The 16185-nt window shown below is 55.7% G+C and carries 13 protein-coding genes and 4 tRNA genes; 7 read left to right on the top strand and 10 right to left on the bottom strand.

Translation table 11 applies throughout. The features are described from left to right. Nucleotides 1-60: 60 nt before the first annotated feature. From ACZYUB_RS00795 to ACZYUB_RS00810, 4 genes are all read right to left on the bottom strand, one after another. On the bottom strand, nucleotides 61-1944 hold the full coding sequence (locus tag ACZYUB_RS00795) for a peptidase U32 family protein (RefSeq protein WP_463944765.1): 1884 nt from the start codon (nucleotides 1942-1944) through the stop codon (nucleotides 61-63). A gap of 124 nt (nucleotides 1945-2068) precedes the next feature. Further along, nucleotides 2069-3379: an L-cysteine desulfidase family protein gene (locus ACZYUB_RS00800; protein WP_463945059.1), complete on the bottom strand. Its 1311-nt coding sequence runs from the start codon at nucleotides 3377-3379 to the stop codon at nucleotides 2069-2071. Continuing rightward, nucleotides 3379-4119: a helix-turn-helix transcriptional regulator gene (locus ACZYUB_RS00805; protein WP_463944766.1), complete on the bottom strand. Its 741-nt coding sequence runs from the start codon at nucleotides 4117-4119 to the stop codon at nucleotides 3379-3381. Before ACZYUB_RS00805 ends, ACZYUB_RS00800 begins: the two co-directional genes overlap by 1 nt. Before the next feature lie 231 nt (nucleotides 4120-4350). After that, nucleotides 4351-4890 (bottom strand): VC2046/SO_2500 family protein, encoded by a 540-nt coding sequence (locus tag ACZYUB_RS00810; RefSeq protein ID WP_463944768.1) that lies wholly within the window; start codon nucleotides 4888-4890, stop codon nucleotides 4351-4353. Between the two features lie 125 nt (nucleotides 4891-5015). On the opposite strand from ACZYUB_RS00810, the gene ACZYUB_RS00815 reads away from it, so the two are divergent. The 6 genes from ACZYUB_RS00815 (at nucleotide 5016) to xthA (ending at nucleotide 8094) form a co-directional block, all read left to right on the top strand. After that, nucleotides 5016-5100 (top strand) — tRNA-Tyr (locus ACZYUB_RS00815). Between the two features lie 31 nt (nucleotides 5101-5131). Further along, nucleotides 5132-5216, top strand: a tRNA-Tyr gene (locus tag ACZYUB_RS00820). A 40-nt stretch (nucleotides 5217-5256) separates the two neighbouring features. Beyond that, nucleotides 5257-5341, top strand: a tRNA-Tyr gene (locus ACZYUB_RS00825). Nucleotides 5342-5382: 41 nt separating this feature from the next. Next, nucleotides 5383-5467, top strand: a tRNA-Tyr gene (locus ACZYUB_RS00830). Nucleotides 5468-5577: 110 nt separating this feature from the next. Further along, nucleotides 5578-7254 (top strand): response regulator, encoded by a 1677-nt coding sequence (locus ACZYUB_RS00835; RefSeq protein WP_463944770.1) that lies wholly within the window; start codon nucleotides 5578-5580, stop codon nucleotides 7252-7254. A 30-nt stretch (nucleotides 7255-7284) separates the two neighbouring features. Then, entirely contained in the window at nucleotides 7285-8094 is an 810-nt protein-coding gene (xthA, locus tag ACZYUB_RS00840) for an exodeoxyribonuclease III (protein ID WP_463944772.1), read from the top strand. A 92-nt stretch (nucleotides 8095-8186) separates the two neighbouring features. Here the strand turns inward: xthA and ACZYUB_RS00845 are convergent, their stop codons facing one another. From ACZYUB_RS00845 to ACZYUB_RS00870, 6 genes are all read right to left on the bottom strand, one after another. Further along, on the bottom strand, nucleotides 8187-10088 hold the full coding sequence (locus ACZYUB_RS00845; protein WP_463945060.1) for a DUF3857 domain-containing transglutaminase family protein: 1902 nt from the start codon (nucleotides 10086-10088) through the stop codon (nucleotides 8187-8189). Nucleotides 10089-10173: 85 nt separating this feature from the next. Then, nucleotides 10174-10869: an ABC transporter permease gene (locus tag ACZYUB_RS00850; RefSeq protein ID WP_463944773.1), complete on the bottom strand. Its 696-nt coding sequence runs from the start codon at nucleotides 10867-10869 to the stop codon at nucleotides 10174-10176. A 3-nt stretch (nucleotides 10870-10872) separates the two neighbouring features. Next, the gene (locus ACZYUB_RS00855; RefSeq protein ID WP_463944775.1) at nucleotides 10873-11613 is read right to left on the bottom strand and encodes an ABC transporter permease; all 741 of its coding nucleotides are present in this window, start codon (nucleotides 11611-11613) and stop codon (nucleotides 10873-10875) included. A gap of 50 nt (nucleotides 11614-11663) precedes the next feature. Next, on the bottom strand, nucleotides 11664-12434 hold the full coding sequence (locus ACZYUB_RS00860) for an ABC transporter substrate-binding protein (RefSeq protein ID WP_463944776.1): 771 nt from the start codon (nucleotides 12432-12434) through the stop codon (nucleotides 11664-11666). A 19-nt stretch (nucleotides 12435-12453) separates the two neighbouring features. Next, on the bottom strand, nucleotides 12454-13224 hold the full coding sequence (locus ACZYUB_RS00865) for an ABC transporter ATP-binding protein (protein ID WP_463944777.1): 771 nt from the start codon (nucleotides 13222-13224) through the stop codon (nucleotides 12454-12456). 206 nt (nucleotides 13225-13430) lie between these two features. Then, complete coding sequence (locus ACZYUB_RS00870) at nucleotides 13431-14804, bottom strand: Sapep family Mn(2+)-dependent dipeptidase (protein WP_463944779.1); 1374 nt, start codon at nucleotides 14802-14804, stop codon at nucleotides 13431-13433. 378 nt (nucleotides 14805-15182) lie between these two features. On the opposite strand from ACZYUB_RS00870, the gene ACZYUB_RS00875 reads away from it, so the two are divergent. Next, a complete protein-coding gene (locus ACZYUB_RS00875; protein WP_463944780.1) occupies nucleotides 15183-16088 on the top strand; it encodes a LysO family transporter in 906 nt (301 codons plus the stop codon). Nucleotides 16089-16185: the final 97 nt, after the last annotated feature.

Consider the following 16185-nt stretch of genomic DNA (forward strand, 5'->3'; position numbering starts at 1 on the left):
GCGGTGGATCACAGTCCCGGCGCTGCAGTCATGCCGCTAGATAGCCACCATCGCGATGGCTTAACGCTTACCGGTCTTCAGGCTACCCAGCACATGCATCTCGCAGCGCTTGCAATCAAACCGCAGCCGGAAGGTATCTGGCCCTATGGTCAGCTGCAGCGAGTCCGGTTTAAATCCAGGTCCCTGCTCTTTCGGGCACTGGTTGAAGCTGTAACGCAGGCAGTGCTTGGTGATCATCAAGGAGACTTCATCCTCCTCCTGATTGCACTCGTAGGCAGGAGCCACCTGCTCGACACCGTGAGCGGCAAAGAAGGCTTCAGCCGCCGCATTATAGACATTGCCCAGATAGCTGAGTGCCGTGGTGCCCACCAGGGGCACCGGCAGTTGGATCTGCGCTCTGGCCGGTCGTTGGTAGCCCACCAGACGGGCGGCTTCCAGTGTCGCAATCCCCTCACGGCGCAACTGGTTGAGCATGCCGACCGGAATAAACCAGGGCTCGCTCACCTCCAGCGCCACCTGCGTGGCATAAAAATCGGTGGTGCCCAGTTTGGCCAACTGCTCGCGCAGTGTGGTGACGGCGCGCTCGGGATCCTTGGGCGGCTGTTTTTCCAGCACCAGCTCGGCCCGGGCCGTAACACCCGCTTCATCCACCAGTTGCAGGGCCACACCGCTTGGAGTGTCGAGCAAGGTCAGCGCCACACCAATCCGCCGCTCGGCCGAGGGCTTGGCCAGCAGGGTGGCAAACGCCTGATCATGATTGCGAAACAGCGCCATTCCCAGCTTGAGTCCGGCCACTGGCTCGGCCAGATAGAGGCGGTTGCCCTCAGCCCGATTGACGCGCACCCCGGTCAGGGTTCGATTCGGCGCATAAAAGGTCAAACCATCACCGTTGTGGAACTCGACGCCGGCCGGTACCTGCCCCAGGCTCAGCCAGTGACTGCCGGGCTTGCCCTGACTACCGGAATCTTGCAGCACACCCACCGGCTCACCGGCATATTTGGGGCTCAGGAACGAGGTGATCTCCGGCTGGCGGCCATGGAGGAAGTAATCGGTACTGCCGCGGTTGAAGCTCTTTTGCGGATCCGGGGTAAAGCTGAAGGTGGAGCGCCCGACCGAGGCACGCACCAGCTCCGGACGCTCCAGCAAGATGCTATCCAGCTCGCGGCGATACCAGGCGGTGATGTTCTTGACGTAGTCGAGTCCTTTCAGGCGCCCTTCAATCTTCAGCGAGCGCACTCCGGCGTCGATCAACTCCCGCAGATTGTGGGTCTGGTTCATATCCTTGAGGGAGAGCAGATGACTGCTCTGGGCCAGTACCTCACCGTCCTTCTGCTTTTCCAGCGTGCAGGGCAGCCGGCAGATCTGGGCGCACTCCCCCCGATTGGCGCTGCGTCCGGTCATGGCATGGCTGATATAGCACTGGCCGCTGTAACTGACGCACAGGGCACCATGGATGAAGAACTCCAGCACCACATCACTGCTGGCCGAGATCTCGCGGATCTGCTCCAGCGACAACTCGCGGGCCAGCACCACCTGGGAGAAACCCACCTGCTCGAGAAACCGCACCTTCTGCGGCGTACGGTTATCGGTCTGGGTACTGGCATGCAGCGCGATTGGTGGCAGATCCAGCTGCAGCAACCCCATATCCTGCACGATCAGGGCATCGGCTCCAGCGGTATAGAGCTGATGGGTCAAGCGTTCGGCGTCGGCCAGCTCCTCATCTTTCAAGATGGTATTGAAGGCGACATAGACCCGGGCGCCGAAGCGATGGGCAAACCGGCACAGCTGCTCGATATCCGCCACGCTATTGCCTGCCGCCGCTCGGGCACCAAAGGTCGGGCCGCCGATATAGAGGGCATCGGCACCGTGACGAATGGCTTCCATGCCAAATTCCAGATTTTTGGCCGGAGCCAGCAGCTCCAACGGATGGCGATTGGGGGTCATAAGCAAACCTGCAAAGCGTGAGGAGTTAAAAACGGCGCCGAGTATAGCAGCGCCGGAAGACGGCTCTTTTGATCCGGCCCCTCATCCGGCTCAAGTCACCAGATGGGCGGGGCCTGTGGTCACATCAGGGGTTCTGCTTGGCGCGCATGATATTGATGATCTCCACATCGGTATCCAGCATTCCCTGCCGCGATAAACGGCCGAGATTGGCGATGGTCTCATCCACAGTGCTGGCGACTATGCCTTCACTCTGAGTCACCCCCAGATTGTTCACGGCCATTAAAGAGGCCTTGATGGCCGCCGAGGTGGAGGTCGAGACCTTCATCGAACAGGCACTACCTGCGCCATCGCAGATGATGCCCGAGACATCACCAATCATGTTGTTGATGCAGTAGCCAATCTGCCGCTCGTCACCACCCAGCAACCAGGTGATCGCCGCCCCAGCCCCCATGGCTGCAGTACTGGCGGCACACAGCGCCGACAACTTGTTCTGATAGGTCTTGATGTAGATGGCCACCAGATGGCTCATCGCCAACGCCCGGGTCAAGGCCTCCTCGGAGCTGCCCAGGAAACGGGCTGCCGCCACCACCGGCATGGTCGCGGCTATGCCCTGATTACCGGAGCCGGAGTTGGACATGGCTGGCAACATGGCGCCATCCATCCGTGCATCGGAAGCCGCCGAGGTCAAACGCATGGCCAGCGTCATCAGATCGTCCGACAACAGTCGACGCTCCACCTGCTCGGTCAGGATCTTGCCGATCTGCAAGCCATAACCACGTAGCCCCTCATCGCTGAGCGCCTGATTCATCACAGCCGCATCGCGAATAAACGCAATCTCGGCCAGCGGCACCTGCAAGGCAAATTCGACGATGGTCTGTAGGGTCATCGCCGGCTTCCCGACGGTTTTGATCGACACCGCCGGAGCGCTCGTTTGCCGCTGCAGCTCCTGGCCATCCAGCTCCAGCAGGGTGATCCGGGTATGATCGGTACAGATCACCACCCGAGCCTCATGCCCGCCGCCCTGCGCCACCACTTCGGCGTACAGCACCTCGGGAACCTCTTTGACATCCACCCGTACCTGCGGCAGCAACTGCTTGGCGATGTCCAGCTGCTGAGGCGTCAGCTGCTTGAGCACTTCCAGGCCCGCATTCGGATCGCCGCCGATAGCGCCTACGGCGGCGGCAATCGCCAATCCGGTCATGCCAGTACCGGGCACACCGACCCCCATACCGTTTTTGAACAGATTGCCACTGACCCAGACCTGCAGCTGTGCGGGCGCGCAGCCCAGCAACTGCCGGCAATTGGCCGCGGCCAACGCCACCGACATAGGTTCGGTACACCCCAGAGCAGGCACGACATCACGACGTAGAATATGGATAAATTCAGCCCAAGCGCTGGGCAGTTTTGCTTCGGAGCCAGTAGAAGGGGATGGCATCATGATGGGCACTTCTCTTGAGAGTCGGCGGTCTGTGCCGCCTTATGATTACGAATATGCAGATAGACGGTATGGCGGGAAATGGCCAACCGCTCGGCGACACGATGGGCCGCCTCCTTGATTTCAAACAGCCCCCGATCATACAGGGTGGTAATGATGGCCTTGTTGCGCGCCGACGCCGGCAAGCGGGTGTCGCTGTCCACCTTGGCCATCACCTGCGCCACCAGATCGTCCACCGAGTTGGCAAAACTCTCGTTTTCCAGCGCCACAGGCACTGCATCGAGCGAGTTGGCGGCTCCGGGCAGCGACAAGGCGGCCAGCAGGGATGAGAGCGGCGCATCCAGACTGAAATTGACACACAACATGCCAATTGGTTGTTGCTGCCGGTTGCGAATGGTCATGGAGGCGGACTTGAGCAGTTGTCCCTGACGGTTGCGGGAAAAATAGCTACGCCAACTCACCTGCTCTTGCGGACTCTGCTCTTGCGGACCCTGCTCTTGCGGATGAGCCGTCGTCTGTTGCAGTTGCGCCAGGGCAAAGTCAGTGGCGGGCGCTCCGGCCTCACGACCGGTAATGTGGCCGTTGGCAATCTTGATCACCGAGGCATCCAACTGATCAAAGGCGTGCAATACCACCTCGCAGCCTGTGCCAAGCAGGGACGCCAAGCCATCCACCAAAGGGACGAAATTGGCGATCAGATGGCGATCCTCATCGGTAAACGCAGCCGGTAATGGCAACACTCTCACACTCCTCACACTTTGCGGGTAACCGAGGTGCAGAGTGTACCCATAGACTCAACTTATGTTGAGTCGAAATTCGTAAAACCACACTAAAAATAGTGAAAACTCACCATTCATACTCAAATGAAGTTGAGATATGACCATGTATGGCATTCGAGGGGCGGGATGTTAAAAATTGATGCGGTATGACCCGAAACCAATAGACAGGAATATCAGCGGCCTAGTGGCGGCTTAACCGGCGCGGCGGTCATCGAAATAGCGGACTTTGAGTTCCGGAATGGTGCAGGAGTCGTGAATGGTATCCAGCATGGCAGCCGGTTCAGCCTGCATGGCTTCATGGCGTAGTTGTTCGCCCTGCACATAAAGGCGGTGCTTCTCCTGCGCCAGCGGCGAGAGGTTGTTCCATACCTCGGCATCAAACTGGAATTGCTTCAGGGTCAGGGGCTCAGGCTCCAGGCACTCCAGCAGACGCACCGAGGCCATTCCGCCTTGCGTCAGCTGGGCTGCCATGGCCAGTGCCCGATCCGCACTGCGAACATGAGCCTCGACCGGTTTGGCCTGGGGCAATTCGAAACGACGGCGCCAATCGATACTTGTGCTATCGACCGGGATGGCATCCGCGACCCAGGGTTGATCTTCCACATCGGGCGACAGCATGGCCAACAGCAGCGAGAACTCGGAACGACGCCCCTGGCTTATCGCCTGGTTCAGCGTCTGTCCGAGCTGCAGCTCGTCGACTAAATAATGTTCGCGCAAGGCATGTGGGGTCATGGAGTTAAGTGTGAAAAATAGGCATCTAGTTGTTTATCGGCCAGTTTTGGTCTTGCTTTAACAAAAAGATTTAAATTCGGGGCTTCACTTCCAAAGAGAATCTGATACTATGCGCCCGCACTTGTGGAGGGGTTCCCGAGCGGCCAAAGGGATCAGACTGTAAATCTGACGGCTCTGCCTTCGAAGGTTCGAATCCTTCTCCCTCCACCATCAAGTGCACGAAATTAAGAGGTTCTCCCGTGGAGGGGTTCCCGAGCGGCCAAAGGGATCAGACTGTAAATCTGACGGCTCTGCCTTCGAAGGTTCGAATCCTTCTCCCTCCACCATTCCTCTTGAGTTCATCCAGCGTTACCAAGGTTATCCCGTGGAGGGGTTCCCGAGCGGCCAAAGGGATCAGACTGTAAATCTGACGGCTCTGCCTTCGAAGGTTCGAATCCTTCTCCCTCCACCATTCTTGCTCAGTTCACATAAGCGTTATCAAGGTTATCCCCTGGAGGGGTTCCCGAGCGGCCAAAGGGATCAGACTGTAAATCTGACGGCTCTGCCTTCGAAGGTTCGAATCCTTCTCCCTCCACCATCTTCTTACTCACTACACCGTGAAAAGCCGGCCTTCTTCTCGTCCGTATTGCAACAATTTCCGTTATAGTATGCCCACCGCCCTCCGGGCCAGCCAATGAACTTGTCGCGATGACAGATCTGCTCGTACAAGACACAACGACCACCAGCATCTCCTCACTCTTCCGGGACAAAAAAATTCTCCTGGTGGATGATCAGCGCTCGTTTCAGGTGCTGATGAAGGCGATGCTGATCAATATTGGATTCAATAAGGTCACCATTCTCGGTTCCGCCGAAGAGGCTCGTCGCCGTTGCCAGAAAGAAGAGTTCGACATCTATCTGCTCGATTACAACCTGGGCATGGGAGAGAACGGTCGCCAACTGCTGGAATATCTGCGCGAACAACATCTGCTGCCACCGGAATCCATCGTCTTCATCATCAGCGGCGACAACAGCCGCGCCATGGTACTCAGTGCCCTGGAGAGTGAACCCGATGGCTATATGATGAAGCCCTTCTCCCAAGAGCAATTGCGACAGCGCCTGCAACGCGCCTTGCAACGCAAGCAGGAGCTCAAGGGCATCTTTATCGCCCTGGAGAAGGAAGACTTTGCCGCCGTCATCGCCCAGTGCCAAACGGTCATCGACAGCGGTTCAAAATATGCGACCTTCTGTCGCTGCCTGATGGCCGAAATGCACGTCCGTCTCGACGATCCCATGGCCGCTCGGGCTGTCCTGCGCGAAGGATTGGCCAGCAGCGAATCCAGCTGGTTGCGGCTGGGTCTGGGTAAGGTCTGCCATTTACTCGGCCAATACGAGGATGCGATCGCACACCTGCACACCGCCTTACGGCTACGCCCGCTAATGGTGGATGCCTACCGCTGGCTATCGGCCGCCCAGTTAGCCAGTAATAACCCGCAGGATGCGCTGGATACCCTCAGTCGAGCCACCGAAATATCCCCACAGTCCGGCATGCTGCACCGGCAATTGGCGGAGATGGCGCTGGCACAAGGCGACTACCTGCGCGCTCGGGATTCCACCGCCACCATGCTGGACCTGAATCGCTACGACCATGGCAAGAATGCCCAGCTCCTGGGCAGCCATATTCATTGTCTGATCCTCTACGCCATGAACAGTGGCGACCCCTACCACATCGGCAATCTGCAAAAACAGGTGGGTAATGCTCTCTCGCGTTGTCGGCAAACTCTGATCGAGAGCGACTTTGACTTCGCCACCTTCGAGCAGATCTGCCAGGCTCGGGTTCAAGTCGCCCGCGGCGAGGTGGTGCGTGGCAAGAAGATGCTCTACAAGGCAATCCAGCCGTACCAGAGTGAACCCGCCACTATGGCCGCCCCGCTACTCAGCAATATGGTGCTGGGGTTAGCCCAACTGGGCGAATATGAGTACGCCGAACAACTACAACCCCTGCTGCGACAGCAGGAGAATGTCGAGCCACTGTTATTAACCTGTGTCCGTACCACCTTCGACGATAAAGCCCAGCAAGATCGGCAACAAAAATATCGGGAGCTCAACGAACAAGGGATCAAAGCCTATACCCAAGGCCGCATTGAAGAGGCTCTGGGCTGCTTCCGCGAAGCCTTACGACGGGCCCCCGCCAATACCAATGCCGCCATCAACAAGGCGCAAGCCTTGCTGCAATTAACCAAGAGTCATGGTAAACCCCAGACCGAGCTGCTGAACGAGTGCAAGGCTACTCTGGCCCTGCTCGACGGGGTCCAGCTCAATCCAACCCAGTTGGAGCGTCTGCGCAAACTACAAGAAGATCTGCAGGCACAAAAGAGTCGCCCGTGATCCGCAAGCCGAACCAAGAAGAGAGATCGCATGAAAATAGTATCGTTCAACATCAATGGCTTACGCGCCAGACTGCCGCAACTACAGGCGCTGATTGATGCTCATCAACCCGATATTATCGGCCTGCAGGAGATCAAGGTGCATGATGACACCTTCCCGCGGGCCGATGTGGAGGCCATGGGCTATCACGTCTATTTTCATGGCCAAAAAGCACATTATGGCGTGGCGTTGCTCTGCAAGCAGGAGCCGGAATCGGTGAGCCGGGGTTTTCCTGGTGATGATGGGGAAGCTCAGCGTCGTCTGATCAGTGCGCGTTTTTTACTGGCGGATGGCCGCCGCCTTACCGTCATGAATGGCTACTTCCCCCAGGGCGAAAGTCGCGACCATCCGACCAAGTTCCCGGCTAAAGAAAAATTCTATGCCGACCTGCAGAGTCTGCTGCTCGAGCAACATCAGCCGGATGAGGAGCTGGTGGTGATGGGTGACCTGAATATCTCTCCTGAGGATTGCGACATCGGGATCGGCGAAGCCAATCGCAAGCGCTGGCTGCGTGATGGTAAGTGCTCATTTTTACCCGAAGAGCGCGAATGGCTCGCTCGCCTGAAAGGTTGGGGACTCATCGATACCTTCCGCCATCTGTTTCCCGAGACCCAGGATCGCTACAGCTGGTTTGATTATCGCAGCAAGGGATTTGACGAAAATCGGGGCTTGCGGATCGATTTGATTCTAGCGACGGCTCCGCTGCTGGCTCGACTCGATGAGGCCGGGATCGATTACCCACTGCGCGGTGTCGAAAAGCCCTCCGACCACGCCCCGATTTGGGCATCGTTCCGCGAATGACCAGTCGTTGCAATCCTGGCGGAGCCAGCAATAACAAAGGGGCGAGCTCGCCCCTTTGTCTTGTCTACGACTCTGTGGCCCAAGCCACAGTATCATCGCATCGGTAACGAGAAGTTCAGACTCAGCTGCTCTTTGGCTCGGCGCACATGCTCCCGATAACGGGCCAGCTCGGCGACCGGGACGCTATCTAGCAAGCTTTCGTAACGGTAGCTGACACGCAGCAACTGCTTGTCCAGTGGCTCCACCTGTAAGCCAAAGCGGAATACCGCATTGTCTTGTGTCGACTGGTAGGGCGCTATTTGCATGGGTTTGGGCAAGTGGATCAGGAACTCTTGCTTCAAACGGATGGGGGCTGACAGCATCAACGGCTGGGTGCGGTTGCTATCCACATCCTTCAGGTAGCTATCCAGCAAATCGGCATAGATATCCAATCCCTGCTCGGCCACAAACTGCTGACCGCCGGGTGTCAGATAGGTTTCCCGCATCACCAATTGGTTCAGTTGTCGATCATCGCTGACCTGAGCGGCGCCAACTGTCACCAGATCGCCATAGATACGCGCGTAATAGTCCTCAAAGCGGCGACCAATCGCCTGCGGCGTACTGTTCAGCCACTGGCTACGCTGCTGCTCGGCTTGCTCCCCTTGATACTGGCTTTCAATCTGCAACCGGTTCTGATCTTTTTGCACCCAGATCTCATGGCGGACCGAGACCTCGGCAGGACGGTAATCACCATCCATCGGTGTCAGGCTGGTGACTCCAGCGGCAACCAGGAGCGCGTAGCGATAATAGGGCACGGCCACAGTATCCAGACGATCACCCTGATTCAGGAGGGTGCCATCCAGCCATAACCGCTGGCCATCCAGTAATAGGGTCACGATGACGTGATCGAACAGGTAGGGTGATGGCTGCTGGTTGGGAAGGCCAGCGCCTTGATCGAGGCTCACCAACGCCGCCGAGGGTTTGAAGCCCATCGCCTTGAGCAACGCCATCAACAGCACCGTCTTGTCTTTACAGTCGCCATAACGGCGATACAGGGTATCGGCGGCATGGCGGGGTCGGTGTGAGCCAATCCCATCTTCCATTCCCAGATAGCGAATTTCCTGCTGCACGAAGTGCAGGGCCGCCATGACTTTGCCCGCCGCATCCTGATGTGCGGCCAACTGATCGGCCAGCAACTGTACGGAAGGATCCACCGCTGCCGCATCATCGTAAAGGGGCATGGCCCATTGGGCGACATCGGCCCAACTAGCAAACTCGCTGACACTCAGGGTCCGATTCGGGGTGTACCAGGCTGGTGTATCCGACTGCAACTCCACGGCCGGAACGTTCTCTTGTTGCCATAAAATTTCACGCCGGCCGGAGGATTCGCTCACTTTGACCTGAACGTCACTCTCTTTGGGAGCCTGGAAAAACAAGGCGCGGCTCGGCGCCACCAGCAAGCGTAAACTATTCCGTGCAATCGGAATATCCCAATCCATGGCCAGCATTTCGCTATAACGCCCCGCCATCACCGGGTTATTGCCCTGCACCGTGTAACTGTATTCCAGAACATCCCCAACCCGGATATCCGGTAGGATCAGGTAAGCCGTTCGCGTCCCGGAGTAAAGAAAACGTTCCAGGTTGGCCTCGCGTTGAAACACGCGTAGTTCATTCGGCTCGAGACGATCCAGCGCCTTGCCGGCACGCCAGACTTGGGCCTTGTGGATGGTCAGGGTTTCGTAGCTCGGATCAAAGTCAAAAGCCAGTTGTGACGCCTTCTCCAGTCCTTCGGTGCTGGTGATCTGGATGACAAATCGACTGAATCGTTGCACCTGAGATGAATCTACATAATTTTGTCGATCCACCAGCAGGTAACGTTGGCCAGAAACCGCCGCTTGTGGCGGCGAGGTCGGGGGAGCAACAGCTTGCAACCAGGAGGGTTCAGCGGCGAAAACGACCTGCTCGGCCGCCTGGAGCGGCAAGCTCCCACACAGCAGCAGTAAAGTGAACAACACAGCGCGCAACGACAGGCTCCTTAAGAACCCCAGAAATGAAAAACGGTGACATAGTAACATGTCACCGTATCGTCAGCAGCAGAACCTAGACACTTCGCGGCCTTAAATGTACGTGCCAACGCTGTTCCAGCCGCCGGAAGACCCAGACGATGCACAGACTCAGCAACATGTACAGCACACCCGCGGTCAGAAAGGCTTCAAACGGGCTGTAATAGCGAGCATTGATGATCCGCGCAGCACCGGTCAGATCGACTATGGTAATAATCCCCGCGACCGCGGAACCATGCAACATAAAGATGACCTCATTACTGTAGGCCGGTAGCGCCCGACGCAACGCACTCGGCAACAGTATACAGCTCATGATCTGCCATGGCGTCATGCCAAAAGCTTGAGCCGCTTCAATTTCGCCCTTGGGAATGGTCCGGATCGCGCCACGCACAATTTCTGCAGTGTAAGCAGCCGTATTCAAGGTGAAAGAGAGCAAAGCGCAGAACCAGGCTTCCTGAAACCACTCCCAGGCCCAGGAGTTGCGCAAGCCATCCCACTGACCAGCCCCGTAGTAGATGATGAAGAGTTGCACCAACATCGGGGTGCCGCGGAAAAAATAGATATAAGCCCAAGCTGGTAACCGTAATAACGGGTTCACACTGTTGCGACAAATCCCCAGAGGGATGGCAATCGACAACCCCAAGAGCAATGACACTGCCACCAGCCAGACGGTATTGCCAAGCCCCTGCAGATAGGTGGGCCATTCTTGCAGAATAATGGAAAAATCAAACATGGCTTACCTCGTCTGAATCGAATAATGACGTTCGGCCCACTTCAGCAGGGTGGTCGAAAACGCGGTAAACACGAGGAAGATCAAGGCAACCGCCATGTAAAAGGTAAAGGGCAGTTGAGTAGTCCCAGCGGCTAATCCGGCCTTACGTACCATGTCATCGAGTCCGATGACGGAGACTAGCGCCGTGGTTTTGAGCAAGACCAACCAGTTGTTGCCAAATCCGGGTAAGGCATGGCGCACCATCTGCGGAAACAGCACGCGGCGAAACACCTGCCACGGCGTCATCCCATAGGCAGCAGCGGCCTCCAGTTGCCCCCGATCCACAGCCAAAATAGCCCCCCGAAAGGTCTCGGTCATGTAGGCACCAAAGATGAAACCAATGGTCAGCACACCGGCAATAAACGGACTGATATCAACATATTCCGGTACATAGGCAGTCCATTCGTGTTGGGCATTCCCTTGCAGAACCCACTCATTCAGATGTTCATTGATCTGGGTACAAAGAAAATTGACGAATACCTGACCGCCGAAAAACAGCAGCATCATCAGGATCAAATCCGGAATACCACGTACGACCGTGGTATAGAGGGTCGCAAGGCGCTTGGCCATCCGGTAGCGGGATAATTTCGACACAGCGCCTATCATGCCGAGCACTATGGCCAGCACGACCGACAGCAAGGAGACCTGCAATGTCATCCAGGCTCCCTCCAACAAGGAAGCCTCATAACCCTTTAAATCAAACATTGTCACTTCCATTGACGACGGGCCCGCAGGCCCGTCTACGACTCGGGTGATTATTCGCCGAAGGCATCAAAATCAAAGTACTTGTCGTTGATGGCCTTGTACTTGCCATTGGCACGCAGATCCTTGATGGCCTGATTAAACAGAGCCTTCAGATCCGCATCTCCTTTACGCAGGGCGACGCCGGCACCAATACCGAACCAGCGCGGGTCGGTCAGACCTGGGCCAACCAGCTCATAATCTTTGCCATCTTCCTTCTTGATCAACCCATCCAGCAAGGAGGCGTAGTCAGCCAGCACATAGTCGATACGACCCGACTTCAGATCCAGATACGCTTCTTCAGCGGTACCGTAACGCTTGATGTCCGAGCCCGGGAAGTTATCGGTAATATAGGAGTCCATGGAGGTGGCACGTTGAACCCCAACTTTCTTGCCCTTCATGAACTCGGCCGTCAACTCCAGTTTGGTGCCCTTCTTGGTGGCAAAACGAGCCGGCACATGCTGATATTTGTCAGAAAAATCAACGCGCTTGAGACGTTCTGGGGTGATATCCATCGTCGAGATGATGGCATCGAATTTACGCGCCAGCAGACTCGGGATCATGCCATCCCAATCTTGTTTGACGATGGTACACTTGACCTTCATTTCGACACACAGAGCATTGGCCATATCGACGTCAAAGCCGGTCATATCACCATTGGCTTCAGTCCGGGAAAACGGAGGATAAGCGCCCTCGATACCAATGCGCACCTCTTTCCACTCCTTGGCTTGAACACCTGCGGCCATAACCAGCGCCATAGCGGCCGTAACCCATACCTTCTTCATATCTAACTCCTTGACCTGATTAATAGATGGACGAAATAAATTGTTTGAAACGTTCTGATGTCGGGTTGGAGAAGACCAACTTCGGGTCCCCCTCCTCTTCCACCACTCCTTGATGCAAGAACATGACCCGATTTGAAACATCCCGGGCAAATGACATCTCGTGGGTGACGACCAGCATGGTCCGTCCCTCTTCAGCCAGGGTGCGCATGACCTGCAAAACCTCACCCACCAGCTCCGGATCCAGGGCTGATGTGGGCTCGTCAAACAACATCACTTCCGGATCGACGGCCAGCGCACGAGCTATGGCCGCCCGTTGTTGCTGACCACCAGATAAATGTCCTGGGTAGTAATCGCGGCGTTCATACAAGCCAACCCGATGCAATAACATCTCGGCTTTCTCGATGGCTTCGGCACGGGGAACCTTAAGAACCTGGATCGGCACTTCGATGACATTTTGCAATACGGTCAAATGAGACCAGAGATTAAAGCTTTGGAAGACCATCGCCAGCCGGGAGCGGATCCTCTCGACCTGCTGCCGACTCTCCGGATGACGCTCACCCAGCTTATTGGCTTTCATGCGAATCAACTCGCCATGCACCAGCACATCACCGGAAGACGGTGTTTCTAATAGATTGATACAACGTAAGAATGTTGATTTACCGGAGCCGGAAGAACCTATGATAGAGATAACGTCCCCTTTGTGGGCCGTTAGATTGATGCCTTTTAAAACCTCATGGGATCCGAAATATTTGTGCAGATTTCGGACCTCAAGCGTGGCTACGTCACTCATGCGTCAACAACCTTGTTTCTTGATGTGCCTTCCAGGCATCGGTTTATCAGAATGATAAAACCGCGCTCACTCGGCAGGGAAATACCAGAGTGATCACAAATTACAAGATGAACGGCAGATTGAGAAGCAGAAAGCCGAATTAAAATTCAAAAAAAACGCAATATCTGCATTAATAGCGCGCTAGTGATGCATAGGGGTGCAAACGATCAACTTTGGCGCCCCACCGAGATCCCTAATGGGATCTGCTGCAATCGACTTAAAGCGCAGGCAAAAATTTTACTGGCTTGCAATAAATCATCTAAAGCCACATGTTCGTTAGCCTGTGGTGCCGCCTCTGGATATTCGGATAAAAAGGCGCCAAACGGTACACAATTTGGCAGTGAGCGCGCATAACTGACCGCGCTAGAAACGGTTGGCATTCGTTGCTCCCCCGTCACCTCCTGATAGGCCTGACTCAACTGGATGACCGCAGGCGATGTAGCTGGGAGATACAGGGGCGGAACGTGGCCCAATTCCTGATAACGCCATCCTAATCGTGATACAGCTTGCCGCAATGTCTGTTGAAACAGCTCGAAATCAACATGCACCGGCACCCGAAGATCCAGATCGATGCGGCTCCCTTGCCTATCGATCTGCAGTTGCGCCAGATTTAGCGTCAACTTGCCACTGCACTCATCCTGAACATCTCCGAGCAAAGCCCGAACATGAGGATCCTCTCCCACGACCAGGCTACAAAATCCCAGTGCCTGGTGTTGATAACCAATGGCTTGCAAGCCACGACACAGACGGACAATCGCGTTCAGCCCTTGATGATCACAGCAAGCCGCCGATGCGGTTTGCCCCAGAACCACGGTCGAACCAGCCTCTTCCAACCAGAGATAGCCCAAAGCATCGAGTTTTTTCTGTAACAACTTTTGTTTCTTACCGGAATAACGGGCCCGATCCGGAACACAGTCCAGCGCGCCACCACATGCCAGCGTCAAATCAGTCGAGGCCGGACCATGCAGCGATACTTGTAGTAGACGTTTTTCCGCATACACCACAGGAAAGCGGGAAGTAGGAGAAAATGAGAAGCTGGGAACTGCTTCACAAGCCAAGTAACGCTCCATACAGCGCCATTGCTGATGCGCGTCGGTACCGATAATCAACCTAATGGTATGCCGAAGCGGTTGCGCGGATTCCTGCAGCGCTTTGAGGGCAAATAATGCCGCAATGAAGGGGCCTTTACTCTGCTGCGTGCCACAGCCGTACAGCAAACCATTGCGGACATTCAGCTGAAAAGGCGCACTGAACCAATGCGCACTGTCATCCGGTTTTTGAACATCCAGATGACATAGAATACCCACCACTTCAGAGCCAGAGCCCAGCTCGATATGAGCATAAAAACCAGCCGGATCCTTGTAGGTTCTGAATCCGAATTGCCGGGCCAAACCCAGAGCCTCGTCCAGGCAGTCGATAATGGACTGACCAAATGGGGCCTCGGATTTCGATTCCTGATCCATAGTTACCAACAATGAGTGACTGGGATGGGAAACCAAGCGAGCCAACGCCGCCACCATAGCCTCAGACTGTGCATTCACCCAATGGCTACATGCCCCATTGATTGAAAAGTCATGATGTAATCCATGATTGGACCAGGTCCGCACACTCTGCTGCTCGTTGACAACCATAACAACTCCTCTCATTGGTCTAACCAATCTTCATCCAATTTCATTTCCAAACATAGACCATAAACAAAAGCATAATCCTTCGATTTTGAGCGCCTGTCGCTTATGACAGGACGGCCCTTGAAAACGATATCCGCCGTCATGTAAACCTAGCCTGAACACCAGAATCCAATTTCAACTTGCCCGAACAAAACCAAACTCAGATCACAGTCTGCAGCCTTAATGCTTCAGGGTTGCTCCCTGGGCGACAAACAGGCAACATTCCCGATTCAAATCATTTCGGAATCGCTCATGTTCTTCGATATTCTGCTCATCATGTTGCCTCTGGTCCTCGGGTACACCATACGCCTTGCATCCCAAACGCTCCTGAAACGCCTGCAGTGGCTGACCAGTCAGATGGTTTATCTGATCCTGGCCTTGATGGGGATCGGACTTGCGTTTATCGACAACCTGGATCAACACATACTGCAGTTGGTACAAACCGTAGCCCTCTTCGCTGGCTGCATCTGCGGCTGCAATTTATTAGCACTCTGGTGGCAGGATCGTGGCCGCCCGCCATTACAGGAAGAAGACGGTTTGGTGGCACAGTCCAAGTGGCAGATGATGGCGGAATCGCTACGCATGGCCTTGGTCGTCCTCCTCGGCTTTGGTATCGGTTGGCTTCTGGAGCCCAACAGTATCCCGGTGCATACCTGGAGTAACTGGGCTCTGATGCTGCTGCTGTTTTTTATCGGTATCCAGATGCGTAATTCGGGGATGACGTTGCGGCAAATATTGCTCAATGCCTGGGCCTTGAAGATTGCGACTACTCTGGTTATCAGCAGTTGGATCGGCGGCTTGGTTGCCGGAGTCGTAATGGGATATCCCTGGTATCAGAGTCTGGCGCTGTCATCAGCATTTGGCTGGTATTCATTGTCTGGCATTCTGGTGGGTGGCGAGTTGGGTCCGATCCTTGGCAGTGCCGCATTTCTCAATGACTTGACTCGCGAATTACTGGCTATCGTGCTCATTCCGTTGCTGATGCGCCGCCATCCTTCCGCCGCTATCGGCCTAGGTGGCGCAACCGCACTGGACTTCACCCTGCCCATCATTCAAAAATCCGGAGGGCTGATGATGGTTCCGATTGCCGTGGTATCCGGATTTATCCTCAGTCTGCTGGGCCCCCTACTGATGTTGAGTTTCCTGGCGCTGCATTAATCGGTGTCGCGCTCAGACTGAACAAACAGCTTATTTTGCATCCCAATAAGAAGGGCCACATTCGTGGCCCTTCTTGCGTGTCATAGCTGTCTGCGCA

It is taken from the genome of Pseudaeromonas sp. HNCC25DJ182, assembly GCF_055413365.1.

Coding starts and splice junctions, on each gene's coding strand:
- ACZYUB_RS00795 (WP_463944765.1), bottom strand. CDS start 1,944: ATGACCCCCAATCGCCATCCGTTGGAGCTGCTGGCTCCGGCCAAAAAT.
- ACZYUB_RS00800 (WP_463945059.1), bottom strand. CDS start 3,379: ATGCCATCCCCTTCTACTGGCTCCGAAGCAAAACTGCCCAGCGCTTGG.
- ACZYUB_RS00810 (WP_463944768.1), bottom strand. CDS start 4,890: ATGACCCCACATGCCTTGCGCGAACATTATTTAGTCGACGAGCTGCAG.
- ACZYUB_RS00835 (WP_463944770.1), top strand. CDS start 5,578: ATGACAGATCTGCTCGTACAAGACACAACGACCACCAGCATCTCCTCA.
- xthA (WP_463944772.1), top strand. CDS start 7,285: ATGAAAATAGTATCGTTCAACATCAATGGCTTACGCGCCAGACTGCCG.
- ACZYUB_RS00850 (WP_463944773.1), bottom strand. CDS start 10,869: ATGTTTGATTTTTCCATTATTCTGCAAGAATGGCCCACCTATCTGCAG.
- ACZYUB_RS00855 (WP_463944775.1), bottom strand. CDS start 11,613: ATGTTTGATTTAAAGGGTTATGAGGCTTCCTTGTTGGAGGGAGCCTGG.
- ACZYUB_RS00860 (WP_463944776.1), bottom strand. CDS start 12,434: ATGAAGAAGGTATGGGTTACGGCCGCTATGGCGCTGGTTATGGCCGCA.
- ACZYUB_RS00865 (WP_463944777.1), bottom strand. CDS start 13,224: ATGAGTGACGTAGCCACGCTTGAGGTCCGAAATCTGCACAAATATTTC.
- ACZYUB_RS00875 (WP_463944780.1), top strand. CDS start 15,183: ATGTTCTTCGATATTCTGCTCATCATGTTGCCTCTGGTCCTCGGGTAC.